Annotated in this window: 17 protein-coding genes; 9 read left to right on the top strand and 8 right to left on the bottom strand. The window is 45.2% G+C overall.

From position 1 onward, the window contains the following. Positions 1–24: 24 nt before the first annotated feature. Positions 25–435 carry a hypothetical protein gene (locus ICN10_RS03385; RefSeq protein ID WP_216212595.1) on the bottom strand — a complete coding sequence of 137 codons (411 nt, stop codon included), beginning with the start codon at positions 433–435 and terminating at the stop codon, positions 25–27. Between the two features lie 46 nt (positions 436–481). On the opposite strand from ICN10_RS03385, the gene ICN10_RS03390 reads away from it, so the two are divergent. Next, entirely contained in the window at positions 482–1093 is a 612-nt protein-coding gene (locus ICN10_RS03390) for an MOSC domain-containing protein (RefSeq protein ID WP_216212598.1), read from the top strand. A gap of 53 nt (positions 1094–1146) precedes the next feature. Here the strand turns inward: ICN10_RS03390 and ICN10_RS03395 are convergent, their stop codons facing one another. Further along, positions 1147–2817 carry an MFS transporter gene (locus tag ICN10_RS03395; protein ID WP_216212601.1) on the bottom strand — a complete coding sequence of 557 codons (1671 nt, stop codon included), beginning with the start codon at positions 2815–2817 and terminating at the stop codon, positions 1147–1149. A 212-nt stretch (positions 2818–3029) separates the two neighbouring features. Here ICN10_RS03395 and ggt point away from each other — a divergent pair, with 212 nt between their 5' ends. Continuing rightward, positions 3030–4628 carry a gamma-glutamyltransferase gene (gene ggt, locus ICN10_RS03400; RefSeq protein WP_216212604.1) on the top strand — a complete coding sequence of 533 codons (1599 nt, stop codon included), beginning with the start codon at positions 3030–3032 and terminating at the stop codon, positions 4626–4628. Here ggt and ICN10_RS03405 read toward each other — a convergent pair. Next, entirely contained in the window at positions 4615–5313 is a 699-nt protein-coding gene (locus ICN10_RS03405; protein WP_255536793.1) for a trimeric intracellular cation channel family protein, read from the bottom strand. The genes ggt and ICN10_RS03405 overlap by 14 nt on opposite strands. A gap of 21 nt (positions 5314–5334) precedes the next feature. Between ICN10_RS03405 and maiA the strand changes: the two genes are divergently transcribed. Continuing rightward, a complete protein-coding gene (maiA, locus tag ICN10_RS03410) occupies positions 5335–6015 on the top strand; it encodes a maleylacetoacetate isomerase (protein WP_216212607.1) in 681 nt (226 codons plus the stop codon). Here the strand turns inward: maiA and ICN10_RS03415 are convergent. From ICN10_RS03415 to ICN10_RS03425, 3 genes are read right to left on the bottom strand one after another with little or no spacing between them, the layout of a single operon-like run. Then, a complete protein-coding gene (locus ICN10_RS03415) occupies positions 5986–6915 on the bottom strand; it encodes an AEC family transporter (protein ID WP_216212609.1) in 930 nt (309 codons plus the stop codon). The two genes, maiA and ICN10_RS03415, sit on opposite strands and share 30 nt — an antisense overlap. 15 nt (positions 6916–6930) lie before the next feature. After that, on the bottom strand, positions 6931–7455 hold the full coding sequence (locus tag ICN10_RS03420) for a gamma carbonic anhydrase family protein (protein ID WP_216212613.1): 525 nt from the start codon (positions 7453–7455) through the stop codon (positions 6931–6933). Positions 7456–7511: 56 nt separating this feature from the next. Then, on the bottom strand, positions 7512–8714 hold the full coding sequence (locus tag ICN10_RS03425; protein ID WP_216212616.1) for an ammonium transporter: 1203 nt from the start codon (positions 8712–8714) through the stop codon (positions 7512–7514). Positions 8715–8850: 136 nt separating this feature from the next. Here ICN10_RS03425 and ICN10_RS03430 point away from each other — a divergent pair, with 136 nt between their 5' ends. Together ICN10_RS03430 and ICN10_RS03435 are read left to right on the top strand one after the other, a co-directional pair. After that, the gene (locus ICN10_RS03430; protein ID WP_215347957.1) at positions 8851–9213 is read left to right on the top strand and encodes a Rap1a/Tai family immunity protein; all 363 of its coding nucleotides are present in this window, start codon (positions 8851–8853) and stop codon (positions 9211–9213) included. Positions 9214–9260: 47 nt separating this feature from the next. Next, positions 9261–9548: a glycine zipper domain-containing protein gene (locus ICN10_RS03435; RefSeq protein ID WP_216212626.1), complete on the top strand. Its 288-nt coding sequence runs from the start codon at positions 9261–9263 to the stop codon at positions 9546–9548. Between the two features lie 67 nt (positions 9549–9615). On the opposite strand, the gene ICN10_RS03440 is transcribed toward ICN10_RS03435, so the two are convergent. Together ICN10_RS03440 and ICN10_RS03445 are read right to left on the bottom strand one after the other, a co-directional pair. Further along, positions 9616–10005, bottom strand: a complete 390-nt coding sequence (locus tag ICN10_RS03440) for an OsmC family protein (RefSeq protein ID WP_216212629.1) — start codon at positions 10003–10005, stop codon at positions 9616–9618. 48 nt (positions 10006–10053) lie between these two features. Further along, positions 10054–10464 (bottom strand): rhodanese-like domain-containing protein, encoded by a 411-nt coding sequence (locus ICN10_RS03445; RefSeq protein WP_216212632.1) that lies wholly within the window; start codon positions 10462–10464, stop codon positions 10054–10056. A gap of 58 nt (positions 10465–10522) precedes the next feature. Here ICN10_RS03445 and ICN10_RS03450 point away from each other — a divergent pair, with 58 nt between their 5' ends. The 4 genes from ICN10_RS03450 to ICN10_RS03465 all read left to right on the top strand — a co-directional run bounded on the left by ICN10_RS03450 (position 10523) and on the right by ICN10_RS03465 (position 14531). Continuing rightward, on the top strand, positions 10523–11785 hold the full coding sequence (locus ICN10_RS03450; protein ID WP_216212634.1) for a putative Na+/H+ antiporter: 1263 nt from the start codon (positions 10523–10525) through the stop codon (positions 11783–11785). 66 nt (positions 11786–11851) lie between these two features. Beyond that, positions 11852–13198: a tRNA (N6-isopentenyl adenosine(37)-C2)-methylthiotransferase MiaB gene (gene miaB / locus ICN10_RS03455; protein ID WP_216212636.1), complete on the top strand. Its 1347-nt coding sequence runs from the start codon at positions 11852–11854 to the stop codon at positions 13196–13198. Beyond that, complete coding sequence (gene ybeY / locus ICN10_RS03460) at positions 13188–13661, top strand: rRNA maturation RNase YbeY (protein ID WP_216212640.1); 474 nt, start codon at positions 13188–13190, stop codon at positions 13659–13661. Before miaB ends, ybeY begins: the two co-directional genes overlap by 11 nt. 30 nt (positions 13662–13691) lie before the next feature. Next, a complete protein-coding gene (locus ICN10_RS03465; RefSeq protein WP_216212642.1) occupies positions 13692–14531 on the top strand; it encodes an HlyC/CorC family transporter in 840 nt (279 codons plus the stop codon).

Here is a 14531-nt window from a genome sequence, read left to right on the forward strand (position 1 = left end):
ACACCTAGAAAAGGCATTAGCGAATTATTTAATGAGGAAAACGCTCTCAGCTTGGTCGCGACCATACAAGACATTAAATTCAATTTTCTTTGCTAAAAAGAGCTTTTTTAGCACTTCATCCTTATTGTCAAAAACAATTGCCGTTTGCTCTGGGTAGCGAGAAAAAGGATCGCTAGTAACATCCACCACCACCCCATCGATCTTGATTTGTTTGATAGAGCGTTTATATAACCTATCAGGGCGTATAAAAATGAGGCGTTTCACATACTTATCTAATACGAGCTTTTGTCCTTGCTCGTTCGTCTTGTAGTAATAGACCAGCTCTTCCTTGCCGTTGGTAGTCGTATCGCGTTCTTCATCCCATTTAGCAAAAGCTGCTTGACTGATGAGTAGACTCAGAAATAGAGTGGCAACAAGCTTATAAAAGTGCATCATTTACCTTCTTCAATAGATAACTTGATCTTATCAGTCATTCTTACTTATGCGCCTTCTCACGATCTCCGCCGGCAAAGTCATGCCTCTATTTGGCAACCATCACCCCGACTACAAATCCGTTGCCTCGGCAATTCGCAAGAAAGCGGTGAGCGCTTTAGACAATCCCGCTACCGTCGACATTACTGCCCTTGGCGTTAAAGGTGATGAGCAGGCAGACTTATCAGTACACGGTGGTATTGAAAAAGTCATCTATGTTTATCCGGCAGAACACTACGCGTTTTGGAACGAACTACTGACTCGTGAGACTAAACAGCCTGTTTATTTGGAGCACGGGGCTATTGGCGAAAATTTCACAATAGAAGGCCTGTTAGAAACAGAGGTGTTTGTTGGTGATCGACTGCAGATTGGGGAATTGGAATTTGCAGTCGTCAAACTACGTGAACCCTGCTTTAAATTTAATGCTGCCATGCGCTATAAAGGCGCCGCAAAGGCAATGCTGCAATCAGGCTTTAGTGGCTGGTATTTGCGGGTGATCAAAACCGGGGCGCTTGCTGCTGGCGCTCACATTGAACTCATCCCAGGTCCAAGAGAAACCTCTATCGCCCAACAAAATCAAAAGCTCTTAAACAATCGCAATCAAAAAGATTTGTGGGAATAAAAAAACCCGACCATTTCTGATCGGGTTTTTTATTTGTTACAGACTAAAGAAGCTTAGTCACGTGCGTAGATATCTACGTCTTTGGTTTCTTTAACAAACAGTGTACCGATTACCAATGTCATCGCAGCGATGATGATTGGGTACCAGAGACCGTAGTAAATGTTACCGTTTTGCGCAACCAAGGCGAAGGAGATCGTTGGCAACAAGCCACCGAACCAACCGTTACCGATATGGTATGGCAATGACATAGAGGTGTAACGAATGCGAGTTGGGAACATCTCAACAAGCATCGCAGCGATTGGGCCATAAACCATGGTTACCAAGATCACCAAGAACACCAACAAAGCCAATACAGCTACGTAGTTAATTTGTGAGGAATCAGCTTTAGCTGGGTAGCCAGCAGCATTCAACGCATCACGAATTTGCTTCTTGAACTCAGCATCTTTAGCTTTCAAATCTGCTGGAGCCATACCTTTAGCTGAGTAACCAGTGATTTCTGTATCACCGATCTTCACAACAGCTGTACCACCGGCTGGGCCAGGGATAGTTGTATAGCTTGCAGAGTTAGACGCCATCACTTGTTTTGCGATATCGCAAGAACTTGTGAACTTCGCTGTACCTGTTGGGTTGAACTGGAATGTACATTCGTTCACGTCAGCAGTAATAGTTGCTGGTGAAGTTGCCATTGCCTTTTCCAACGCTGGGTTAGCAAAGTGGGTCAAAGCATTAAATACGGAAACTGGTGTATTTGGGATGTAAGTAATGATTGCCAAGAGCAAGCCGCCCATGATGATCACTTTACGGCCGATCTTGTCAGACCATGCACCAAATACTACGAAGAACGGTGTGCCGATTACCAATGAAGCAGCAATCAACAAGTTCGCAGTCTTAGCATCTACCTTCAACACTTGTGTGAGGTAGAACAAAGCGTAGAACTGACCTGTGTACCAAACCACCGCTTGACCTGCAACCAGACCAAACAATGCCAAGATAACAATCTTCAAGTTCTTCCATTGACCGAAAGACTCGGACAAAGGAGCTTTTGATAATTTGCCTTCTTCTTTCATCTTCTTGAAAGCTGGAGACTCATTCATGGACAAACGAATCCATACAGAGATCGCCAACAATGCGATAGAAGCGATGAAAGGAATACGCCAGCCCCAAACATCAAAGTCTGGACCAGTGAATTCACGTGTGAACAAAATCACGAGCAAGGAGAGGAACAAACCTAAAGTAGCAGTTGTTTGAATCCAAGCTGTGTATGCACCACGACGACCGTGAGGAGCATGTTCTGCAACATAAGTAGCAGCACCACCGTACTCACCGCCCAAAGCCAAACCTTGAAGCATACGCAATGCGATCAAGATAACTGGAGCAGCAACACCGATAGTTGCGTAGTTAGGCAGAATACCTACGATGAAGGTTGCGCCACCCATTAACAGGATGGTGACCAAGAACGTATATTTACGTCCGATCAAATCGCCTAAGCGACCGAACACCAACGCGCCGAATGGACGCACGATGAAACCAGCAGCAAACGCTAACAAAGCGAAAATGAAGGCAGAGCCAGCATCTAAGCCTGAGAAGAACTGCTTGGCGATAACGGCAGCCAAAGAACCGTAAAGATAAAAGTCGTACCACTCAAAGACTGTACCTAATGAGGATGCAAAAATAACTTTGCGCTCTTCAGGGGTCATTGGGGCTGCTTTAGTTGATGTTGACATCAGTAGCTCCTAACTATTTTTATTAAATAAAAAAACAACGGGTCGATTATGCTTTGAAAAAATTCAAAGAAATCCACTAGTTAGGGTAATTCCCCATCAAATAGGATCGGGGTTTTCCCGAGAAATCAGGAAACTAGAGGCAATTTCACAACATGTACTAGCCTAGCGTCTAATGCAAAGGCAGAAGTTTATATATTGGAGACACAATAACCATGCAACAAAAATGGGGAATTCGAGGAATGGCGGTAGCGCCACATTCCCTTGCATCTGAATCAGCTTTAGCAGTCCTTCGGGAAGGCGGCAACGCACTAGAAGCCATGGTGGCTGCAGCCGCAACGATTGCAGTTGTCTATCCCCATATGAACTCAATAGGTGGCGACTCATTTTGGGTCGTTCACTCACCTGGCAAGGCTATGGGTGGCATCGATGCTTGCGGTGCTGCAGCTGGTTTAGCTACCAAGCAATGGTATGCGGAGCGAGGTATTACTAAAGCCATTCCTTTTAGAGGGCCCGTTGCTGCAAATACGGTTGCCGGAACTATCTCTGGCTGGGGTGCTGCTCACAAACTCTCCAAACAAGGATTGGGCGGGAAGATTCCCCTGTCTCGCTTATTGGCTGATGCCATTCATTACGCAGAAGCAGGTGTACCCGTTACTTATAGTCAATCAAGCTTGACTGCAAAGAAGCGGGAAGAACTCAGTTCCATTCCTGGGTTTGCTAAAACTTTCTTAGTAGATGGCAAAGCACCAGCAGTTGGCAGCATCTTTAAACAAGAACGTCTAGCTAAAACCTTGCGTCAAATTGCCACTAAGGGAACGGACGATTATTACCGCGGTGATCTTGCTGAACTTCTTGCAAAAGAGTTAACCGACGTTGGCAGTCCATTGCGTCTCGATGACTTGCATCGTCATCACGCCAAACTCATTGATCCCCTTGAACTCAAACATAGCCTGGGCAAGGTGTACAACATGATTCCACCTACTCAAGGTGTTGTGTCATTAATGATCATCGGGATCTTGGATCAGCTGAACTTAAAACGCTTTAAGGTCGACAGTGCTGAGTATGTGCATCACTGTGTTGAGGCTACTAAACAGGCGTTTAAGATTCGCGATCAATTTGTCACTGATCCTGCGTACATGACAAAAAATGCACAGTCTTTCTTATCGCCTGCATTCTTAAAAAAACTTGCTAAGAATATTGATCCCAACAAAGCTTTACCTTGGGGCCAAGGCAAAGGACCGGCCGATACGATTTGGATGGGCGTGATTGATGGTGATGGCAATTGCGTCTCATTCATTCAAAGCATTTATCACGAGTTTGGCGCAGGCATTGTGCTACCTAAATCTGGTGTGAACTGGCAAAACCGTGGCTGCAGTTTTTCGCTTGATCCCAATACACTGAATCACCTTGAGCCCTACAGAAAACCTTTCCATACTTTGAACCCGGCGATGGCTTTATTCAAAGATGGTCGTTCGATGGTTTATGGAACGATGGGTGGTGATGGTCAACCGCAAACTCAATGCGCAGTCTTTACTCGCACTGCCACTTACGGCTTAGACCCACAAGATGCCATTAGTCGTCCACGCTGGTTGCTTGGTCGCACTTGGGGCCAAACGAGCGATAGCTTAAAACTCGAGTCTCGCTTTAGTCCTTGGGTTGCAAAAGAACTGCATGCCCTAGGTCATGAGATAGAAATGCTCGATGCGTTTGATGAAACCGTGGGGCATGCGGGTTGCATTATTCGTGACCCATCAGGTACTTTGCGAGGGGGATGGGATCCTCGCAGCGATGGTGCGGTTAGCGCGTTTTAGTAATAAACATTTTAGGCACGCGCAGATCCCAATAAATAGCGGCTGCGCGTAGCCCAAAAATTCCGAGCATACAAATCACAGAACCTTCAACCACATACTGTGGCAAGAAGTTCAGCACCAAAACATAAGCAACGCAACCCAAGGTCACCGGAATTGCATAAAGCTCATGCGACATGATTAGCGTTTTTCTGCCGGCAAGCACATCACGCAATAGGCCACCACCGATCGCGGTGATTACCCCTAAGATGACAGGCGCAACTGGCAAACCAAAATTCATATTCCACGCTTTATCCGCACCCTGAATTGCAAATAGCGCGGCACCAAAACCATCGATGTACAACATCCAACGATAAATTTGCGGTTGGGTAAAAAACGATTCTGCGAAAAATGTCAGTACGCTTGCGCCTAAGGCAAGCCATACATATATTTGATTGTCCGACCAGAAAGTGGGAACTTCCAAAATAATGTCGCGAATAGTGCCTCCACCGATGGCAGTAATTAAACCCAACACTAATACACCAAAGAGGTCGACACCACGATCTGCAATGGCCAAAACCCCCGTGACCGCAAAGGCCATGGTTGCAATAATGCCGATCCAGAAATTAATCTCTTCCATAACAAAGAGTCTAAAGCACTTTGCTTGCGCGCTAACTTGAATGACCTTTCTGAATATACTGTTAGCCATGAACTCCGATAAGGCATCGATATGACCCCCAAGCTATACAGCTTTTGGCGTAGCTCTGCAGCCTATCGGGTACGTATCGCCCTCAATCTTAAGGGTATGGACTACGAAATTATTCCAATCCACCTCAGTAAAAATGGTGGCGAGCAAATGGGGGAGGTATATAGCAGCAAAAATCCCAATCGCTTAGTACCTTTATTTGAAGATGGGCAGAAAAGTATTCACCAATCCTTAGCAATTATTGAGTACCTTGAAGAAGTTCAGCCTGAGCCAACTCTTCTCCCCAAACTTGCTATTGATCGAGCTTGGGTGCGATCTATTGCAATGGATATCACCAGCGATATTCACCCAATTAATAACGTTCGCGTACTCCGCTACCTCATCAAAAAACTCGGCATTAATAATGAAGCTAAAGATGAGTGGTACCAGCACTGGGTCAAAGTTGGGCTAGAGAGCATTGAAAAACAATTGAGCAATGACTCTAGGGTTGGAAGGTTTGCCTACGGCGATAATCCGGGCTTAATTGATATCTGCTTAGTGCCTCAGCTATTTAATGCACTCAGTGCAAAAGTAGATGTGGAACCCTACCCCACACTCATGAGGATTTTTCATGAGTGTATGAAGTTGCCCGCTTTTATTGATGCATCCTGGGAAAAGCAAATCGATGCTGAAGGGTCAAACCCCGTTGCTCCACCACAGAAATAATGAGAGCGTCAGCAAAGAGCTCACCGTAGTAATCAATACCACTCTAGAAATAATGCTGCCATCAGCTTTGTAATACTGAGCCAACATAAAAGGCCCGGTGCCAGTGGGCAAGGCGCTCAAAATCACAATTGCGCTTGCCCATAAATCAGGCAAGCCCAAAATCGGACTCGCAATAGTCCACGCAATTAAGGGTTGCAGAATTAACTTTGCCAAACTAATACCCCATGCTCTTCCTCGAGCAGCAGTACTTTTTTGGATGAGAAACAAACCAATTGAAACTAAAGCGCATGGCGTAGAAGCGGCAGCTAAAAATGAAATCACTTGGGCAACCGGATCATACAAAGTCCATTCACTAGAAGCCCATATCAAACCGGCGACTGGAGCTATAAGTAATGGATTGGTGCACAAGGATTTAATAACGCTTAAGACAATCTCATGCGACTTCTTATGTGACAAGATGCCAACCTCAATCAATACTGTTGCCAGGGCAAACATCACGAACACAATAAAAGTTGAAATAATGGCCGGAGCCAGCCCATCTTGACCAAGAGCAAGTGCGCACAATGGAATGCCCATGTATCCAGTATTTGAATAAGAAGCACTGAGCCCATCAAAGCTGGCGGCAGCTAAGTCTCGATGACGTATCCAGCTCACTAAAAGCACTAAGGCAAAAACAATTAAGCAACTCAGGAAAAATGCAGTGATAAAGCCAGGCTGCCACAGTGTTTGCCATCCGCTATTGGCGGCGAAGTTAAAGAGTTGCGCAGGCAAAGCCAGCCAAACAACAAACCGGTTTAACTCAGTAGAGGCATTGATGCCTAACTTACCAGCGCGCCCACCAACATACCCAATCAGTATGAGTAAGAAAACAGGTAGAACTACATTAAATACGTAGAGCAAAATTTATTGAGGGGGTTAGGCAATCTTTTTCAGCGTCTTGATATAACGCTGTGCATTTTTCACGTAACGTCCAGCGATGTCGTGAATCCCCGCTATTTGCTCCGTAGTTAGCTCTCTCACCGCTTTTGCTGGCGTTCCTAAAATCATAGAGCCATCCGGAAATTCTTTTCCTTCGGTAACGAGAGCACCAGCACCCACTAAGCAATTTTTACCAATCTTGGCGCCATTCAAAATTACTGCGCCAATGCCAATCAAACTGCCGTCGCCAATCTGACAACCGTGCAGCATCACTTGATGTCCAACGGTGACACCCTTACCAATAATGAGTGGATAGCCAGGATCGGTATGCAATACAGATGCGTCTTGCACATTACTACCTGCGCCAATTTGAATGAGGTCGTTATCGCCTCGGATCACGACTTTGGGCCAGATGCTTGCATCTTGATGAAGCTCTACTTTGCCGATCACTTCTGCACTCTCAGCAACCCAAGCGCCCTCAGCTAAATGAGGGGCATTTCCGTCTAGTTCAAATATAGCCATGACTCATTATAGGTATGAATCAGGCTATAGATGAACAGCCTTGCACTAAAAATCAATTACCAGTTAGGTTCACGATCTGGTGATGAAGAAATGCGATGCACACTTAAATCAGCACCTTCAAATTCCTCTTCTTGAGACATGCGAATACCTAAGGTCGCCTTCAGGGCTCCGTACACAACAAAACCACCGATCAGAGCGATACCTACACCTAAGGCGCTACCAATCAGCTGCCCGGTAAAAGTGATACCGCCGAGACCACCAAAAGCTTTGGTACCAAAAATACCTGCGGCTAGACCTCCCCACAAACCGCACAAGCCGTGTAATGGCCAAACACCGAGAACATCATCCAACTTCCAGCGGTTTTGTACCAAGGTAAACATATATACAAACAGTCCACCAGCAACCAAACCAACAAATAAAGCGCCAAGGGGATGCATTAAATCTGAGCCTGCACAAACTGCTACCAAGCCAGCGAGAGGACCGTTATAGGTAAAGCCTGGATCATTACGACCAACTACCCAAGCGGCCAATGTGCCACCAACCATCGCCATTAAGGAGTTCATTGCAACCAAGCCACTGATCTTGTCGATTGTTTGCGCGCTCATCACGTTAAAGCCAAACCAACCTACCGCCAAAATCCAAGCGCCTAAAGCCAAGAAAGGAATGCTTGATGGGGGATGAGCAGAAATTTGACCTTCTTTTGTATAGCGGCCACGGCGAGCGCCTAAAAGAATAACGGCTGGTAAAGCAATCCAACCACCAACGGCATGCACTACAACTGAACCAGCAAAGTCATGGAACTCTTCACCTGTTAAACCTTTAATCCAAGCCTGAATACCGTAATGTTGATTCCAGGCAATACCTTCGAAGAAGGGGTAAATAAAACCCACCAAGACAAAAGTAGCAATCAGCTGAGGATTAAATTTAGCGCGCTCTGCAATACCACCTGAAATGATTGCTGGAATAGCTGCAGCAAAGGTAAGCAAGAAGAAAAACTTCACTAACTCATAACCATTCTTCTCAGCGAGCAACTCTGCACCAGAGAAAAAGTTCACACCATAAGCGATGCTGTAACCAATGAAGAAATACGCGATGGTTGAGACTGCAAAGTCCACCAAGATTTTGACCAAAGCATTTACCTGGTTCTTCTTGCGTACGGTTCCCAGCTCTAAGAATGCAAAGCCTGCATGCATGGCAAGAACCATGATTGCACCAAGCAAGATGAATAAAGCATCACTACCTGTTTTCAAAGTTTCCATGAAATTTCCCCTCTTATTTTTTGCATCATTATGGGGAATAAAAAAGTCCAAAGAAGTGCGAGTTGCACCCTATTAGTGCATGAATTGCGGTATTTATGGTTTATTATCGTTTTTACATACACCTAAGGGAGAACCCATGAAGAAATTCCTCATTGCATTGGCTGCTTTAGCCTCTTTTTCAGGCTTTGCACAAGCACAAGAAACCATCAAAGTTTTAAGCACACAAGAACTCGCTAATGTTTGCAAACTCCCTGCAAGCCCAGAATCACGTAGTTTTTGCATTGGCTTCACAACTTCTGTTTATGAAACCTATTTAGCCACTCGTCATCCACAACGTGCAAAGCCATTTATTTGCGTTAAGCAACCAGCTCCAGCACGCGATGAAGTGATTGGTGATTTTGTAAAGTTTGCACAAAGCAACCCGCAAGTTGGCGACAAACCAGCAGCAGGTGTTTTCTTAGGCTTCTTAGCTTCACGCTTCCCTTGCGCCAGAAAATAATTCCAGCGACTTAGCCAAACTAATACATTTTTAAAGGATCAGTTGAGATGAAAAAAATTATCGCAATTACCGCAGCAACTTTAGCAATCGTTGGTTGCTCAAACATGAGCAATACTGAACAACGCACACTCTCAGGCGCAGGCATTGGCGCAGCAGCTGGCGCTGTTGGCACTGCAATCTTCCACGGCAACCCTATCTGGGGCGCAGTTGGTGGTGCAGCTGTTGGCGCAGCTTCTGGTTATGTATACGACGCTTACAAGAAAGATCAAGCAGCTGAATACAACTCTGGCTATAACGCTGGAAAAAATAACCAGCCAGCTAAGGCGCCTAATTAAGTCGTCCAACTAAGCTTTATATCCAGAGCCGTTGCGGCCTGGATGCAGCAAAACAACCCAGCTTGTATTAATTTACTAGCTGGGTTTTTATTTGGATCTGCCCAGCCAGCGCTTTATGAATTGGGCACTTATCAGCGATCTCTAGCAAGCGCTCTTTTTCTTCTGGACTTAAATTTCCCTGCAATTGAATTTCGCGAGAAAAGATTTCAACATCATCTATTCGCTCGATATCTACAGTCACAATGGCGTTCTCTAAATTCATTGCTTTGCGACCGGAATACATTTTCAAAGTCATTGATGTGCAAGCAGCCAATGCAGCACCAAGATACTCATGAGGACTAGGTCCAGTTCCCTCGCCACCTTTAGAGACTTCCGCATCTGATAAGAAATGTAAATCACCAGCAGTCAATTTTTGCTGAAGTGGACCATCGCCAAACTGTGACACGACTTTTCTCATAAATATCCTAAAAAAATAATTGATACCTGAACACGATTAAAGATGACTTTAACCGGAATGGGGTTTGCTTGCTTTTTCCACCGTTGGTAATTGTGCTTTCTTCCACGCACTAAAACCGCCCTCCAAATGACAAATATTTGGCACGCCCATTCTCTTTAGCGTTTGAGTGGATAGAGCTGAACGCCAAGCGGAGGCGCAGTACAAAACAAGCTGCTTACCTTCACCGAAAATTGGCTTGTAATAAGGGCTATCGGGATCAACCCAGAACTCCAACATTCCTCTGGGGGCATGAAAAGCATTAGGAATCATGCCTTCTCGCTCCAATTCACGAACATCACGAATATCCACAAACACCACATTGGGGTCTGTTAATAGTTGCTGCGCTTTTTCCAGAGGCAGAGTCTCGATTTCAGTCATCGCACTCTGAATGAGCTCTTGATATCCAATCTTTAATTTCACCAAAATCTCCTAAATTAACAATGCCTCATTTTTATTAAGTACCTGCTACCATTCTGCTATGAACTTTACCCCGACAGAACTTGGCGCAAGCATTATTTTTACAATTGCAGTTTTGCATACTTTTTGTACTGGTTATTTTGAATCTATCGCCAAAAAATCTCCGCGGCACGCAGGGCTTTGGCACCTTCTTGGTGAAGTAGAAATCGTTTTTGGCTTTTGGGCCGCCATCTTGGTTATCTTTATCTCTTTGAATGATGGTCTAGCTACTGCTAAAGAGTTTTTAAACAAACGTAATTTCACTGAACCACTCTTTGTATTTGCCATCATGATTGTCGCTGGCACAAAACCTATTTTGTATTTTGCGACGAAAATTTTGCATACTTTAGCTACGGCATTGCAATATCTCTTACGCATCAGAAGTGCTCCCGCTTTATATTTTCTAACTCTGGCGATTACCCCTCTTCTAGGCTCAGTCATCACCGAGCCAGCCGCGATGACCCTGGCAGCCTTTCTGCTGCGTGATTTGGTCTATCGCCATAAATGCTCAACAGCCCTCCTGTTTGGAACGCTTGGAGTTCTCTTCGTCAACATCTCCATCGGTGGGACACTCACCAACTTTGCTGCGCCACCAGTACTGATGGTGGCCTCAACTTGGGGGTGGAGCTCAGCATTTATGTTTGCCAACTTTGGCATTGAGTCCTGTATAGCCATTTTTATTAACGCTCTAGCAGTCACGCTTTTATTTCATCGCCAACTGATTGAGCCAGATGCAGATAAGAAAGAAGTCAAAATTCCATTGGCCGTAATTTTGATGCACCTACTCTTCTTGTGTGGTGTGGTGATATTTGCACATGACCCGATTATTTTTACTTGGATTCTGTTGTTCTTTATCGGCTACACCACTGCTTATCCAAAACATCAAAGCCCATTAATTCTGAAAGAAGCTTTGCTGGTCGGCTTCTTCTTGGGCGGCTTAGTCGTGCTAGGCTCACTACAAGGCTGGTGGCTACAACCCATTCTTGAAATGATGAGCCCTACTGCGGTGTTCTATGGCAGCCTAGTTCTCACTGCCTTTACTGATAATGCAGCGCTCACCTATTTAGGCTCATTGGTCACCGGAACATCGCCAGAATTCAAGCTTGCTTTGGTAGGAGGTGCAGTGGCGGGTGGAGGTCTAACCGTAATTGCCAATGCACCCAACCCAGCCGGCATTGCTATCCTGCGACAGCACTTCCCAAATGGCGCGGTTTCGGCGCTCTATTTGTTGATCGCCGCCATTCCACCCACAATTGTGGCCATCTTGGCTTATCGACTCATCTGAGGCCTCGACAAGACTTAGGCAGTAAAATCTGAGCTTCGCCCCCAGCTATAAACCTGAGAACGGCATATGAAAAAGCTCTACATCAAAACCTTCGGCTGTCAAATGAACGAGTATGACTCGGGCAAGATGGCCGACCTATTGCATGCCGATGAAGGCATGGTCATGACAGATCGGCCGGAAGATGCCGATGTTTTCCTACTCAATACTTGTTCTATTCGAGAAAAAGCTGAAGACAAAGTCTTTTCGGACTTAGGCCGACTTCGCGAACTTAAGAAAACAAAACCCAATCTATTGATTGGTGTTGGTGGCTGCGTAGCAAGTCAAGAAGGTCAGCAAATTGTCAGTCGCGCACCATATGTTGACGTGGTCTTTGGCCCGCAAACATTGCATCGCTTATCTGATCTCATTGCAGAAAGACGTAAAACAGGTATCTCTCAAGTAGATATTTCATTTCCAGAAATTGAAAAGTTTGATCATCTTCCGGCATCACGACAAACTCGTGGCTCAGCCTATGTATCCATCATGGAAGGCTGCTCTAAATACTGCAGTTATTGCGTTGTACCTTACACACGCGGCGAAGAAGTTTCTAGGCCTTTTGACGATGTACTCACGGAAGTAGCGGGTCTTGCCAGTAAGGGCGTGAAAGAAATCGTCCTGCTAGGTCAAAATGTGAATGCCTATTTAGGCAAGATGGGTGATACCGAAGAGATCGCTGACTTTGCTCTTCTCATAGAATACATCGCTGAAATTCCCGGGGTTGAACGAATTCGATTTACTACTAGCCACCCTAAAGAATTTACACAGCGTCTTATTGACGTCTACGCAAAAGTTCCTAAGCTTGTAAGCCACTTACACCTCCCTGTCCAACATGGATCTGATGCTATGTTGTCAGCCATGAAACGTGGCTACACAGCATTAGAGTTCAAAAGCATCATTCGCAAAATGCGTGCAGTTCGTCCTGACCTCACTCTATCGAGTGACTTCATTGTGGGCTTTCCGGGTGAGACTGAAGCGGACTTTGAGAAGTTACTCAAGATGGTCAAAGAATTAAATTTTGATAATAGTTTTTGTTTTATCTTCAGCCCGCGTCCAGGCACACCAGCCGCGAATTTACACGATGACACGCCTTACGAAGTCAAGCTGAAGCGCCTTCAAACATTATTAGCTCTTGTTGAAGGTCAGGCAAATCAAATTAGCCAAAAAATGTTGGGTAATACTGAGCGAGTGCTGATCGAAGGTCTTGCCAAAGACGGTATTAACTTACAAGGACGTGCCGAAAATAATCGTGTCATTCATTTCGCAGCACCAGATCAAGATATTGAGAGCCTCATTGGTCAGATCGTAGACATACGCATCACCGAAGTCCTTAACTACACCCTTAGGGGCGAATTGGTAGAAGTAAATGTCAGCTAAGAACATAGTCAATCCGCCAAAGCTGAAAATTGACTTGCAATACGCTAGTACTGCAATTGAATCTACTCTTAGCAAAATCGCTTCGCCCGCTTTAATAAAAAAATGGGTTAAAAGTGCAACGCCTCTTGGCGGCCTGATGACACTTCGATTTGTCAATGCCACTGAAGGCAAAAAGTTAAACCTAGCTTATCGCCAAAAAGATTACGCAACCAATGTGCTCACTTTTCCTTACGAGCTTTCAAAAAATGAATTGGTAGCAGATATCATTTTCTGTCTCCCCGTATTACAGAAGGAAGCAAAAGAGCAAGATAAATTACTGAAGGCCCATTTGGCGCATTTAATTGTGCACGGCTGCCTTCATGCCCAAGGCTACGATCACGAGGCCGCAAAAGATGCTAAGAAAATGGAAACGCTGGAAATCCAGACTCTCCAAAAAATGGGCTTTGCCAACCCTTATCAGTAATTTGACTTATTTCTACGCTATTCTTGCTATATGCCTGACCCCAATAAATCCCTTTTAGATCGTTTAGCTGATTTTTTAACCCCTCAGCCAACGGAGCCTGGCGAACGCCGTCAAGAACTGATTGAAACCCTTCGCGAGGCACAAGCTGAGGGCCTAATAGATGCAGACGCCCTCTCAATGATTGAAGGCGTCTTTCAAGTAGGTCAATTATCCGCACGCGACATTCTTGTACCGCGCGCCCAGATTGATTGGATCGATATCGGTCAGGCGCTTCCTGAGATTATTAAGAATGTGATCGAAGCAGCACACTCCCGCTTTCCAGTATTTGAAGGTAGTCGAGATAATGTCATCGGCATTTTGCTAGCTAAAGATTTATTGCGTCACGCCACAGAAAAAGATTTTCAAGTGCGAGACTGGTTGCGTCCCGCTGTCTTTATTCCAGAATCAAAACGTCTTAGCGTTTTATTGCGCGACTTTAAAGATAATCGCAATCACTTAGCGATTGTGGTTGATGAATATAGCGGCGTAGCAGGAATTATTACGATCGAGGACGTCCTTGAGCAAATCGTCGGTGATATTGAAGATGAGCATGATGTTGATGAAGAGGCAGATAATCTCATCGCCCTAGATAACGGCGACATTCGCGTCAAAGGCATTACGGAGCTTGAGCAATTTAATAAAGCACTAGGCACCCACTTCGAGCTTGAAGATATCGAGACAGTGGCTGGTTTAGTTATTCAACATCTTGGCCGCGTACCTAAGATGGGCGAGCTTATTGAAATCGACGGTATTGAATTTGAGGTGCAGCGAGCCGACCCAAGACAAATTCATATCCTGCTTGCGCGACAAACCAATAAAAAATCTGACTGA

This window comes from Polynucleobacter sp. 86C-FISCH (genome assembly GCF_018882415.1).
GTDB lineage: Bacteria > Pseudomonadota > Gammaproteobacteria > Burkholderiales > Burkholderiaceae > Polynucleobacter.

Excerpts from the sequence above, each read along its gene's own strand:
- ICN10_RS03385 (WP_216212595.1), bottom strand. The coding sequence starts at position 435 with ATGATGCACTTTTATAAGCTTGTTGCCACTCTATTTCTGAGTCTACTC.
- ICN10_RS03390 (WP_216212598.1), top strand. The coding sequence starts at position 482 with ATGCGCCTTCTCACGATCTCCGCCGGCAAAGTCATGCCTCTATTTGGC.
- ICN10_RS03395 (WP_216212601.1), bottom strand. The coding sequence starts at position 2,817 with ATGTCAACATCAACTAAAGCAGCCCCAATGACCCCTGAAGAGCGCAAA.
- ggt (WP_216212604.1), top strand. The coding sequence starts at position 3,030 with ATGCAACAAAAATGGGGAATTCGAGGAATGGCGGTAGCGCCACATTCC.
- ICN10_RS03405 (WP_255536793.1), bottom strand. The coding sequence starts at position 5,313 with ATGGCTAACAGTATATTCAGAAAGGTCATTCAAGTTAGCGCGCAAGCA.
- maiA (WP_216212607.1), top strand. The coding sequence starts at position 5,335 with ATGACCCCCAAGCTATACAGCTTTTGGCGTAGCTCTGCAGCCTATCGG.
- ICN10_RS03420 (WP_216212613.1), bottom strand. The coding sequence starts at position 7,455 with ATGGCTATATTTGAACTAGACGGAAATGCCCCTCATTTAGCTGAGGGC.
- ICN10_RS03425 (WP_216212616.1), bottom strand. The coding sequence starts at position 8,714 with ATGGAAACTTTGAAAACAGGTAGTGATGCTTTATTCATCTTGCTTGGT.
- ICN10_RS03430 (WP_215347957.1), top strand. The coding sequence starts at position 8,851 with ATGAAGAAATTCCTCATTGCATTGGCTGCTTTAGCCTCTTTTTCAGGC.
- ICN10_RS03435 (WP_216212626.1), top strand. The coding sequence starts at position 9,261 with ATGAAAAAAATTATCGCAATTACCGCAGCAACTTTAGCAATCGTTGGT.
- ICN10_RS03440 (WP_216212629.1), bottom strand. The coding sequence starts at position 10,005 with ATGAGAAAAGTCGTGTCACAGTTTGGCGATGGTCCACTTCAGCAAAAA.
- ICN10_RS03450 (WP_216212634.1), top strand. The coding sequence starts at position 10,523 with ATGAACTTTACCCCGACAGAACTTGGCGCAAGCATTATTTTTACAATT.
- miaB (WP_216212636.1), top strand. The coding sequence starts at position 11,852 with ATGAAAAAGCTCTACATCAAAACCTTCGGCTGTCAAATGAACGAGTAT.
- ybeY (WP_216212640.1), top strand. The coding sequence starts at position 13,188 with ATGTCAGCTAAGAACATAGTCAATCCGCCAAAGCTGAAAATTGACTTG.
- ICN10_RS03465 (WP_216212642.1), top strand. The coding sequence starts at position 13,692 with ATGCCTGACCCCAATAAATCCCTTTTAGATCGTTTAGCTGATTTTTTA.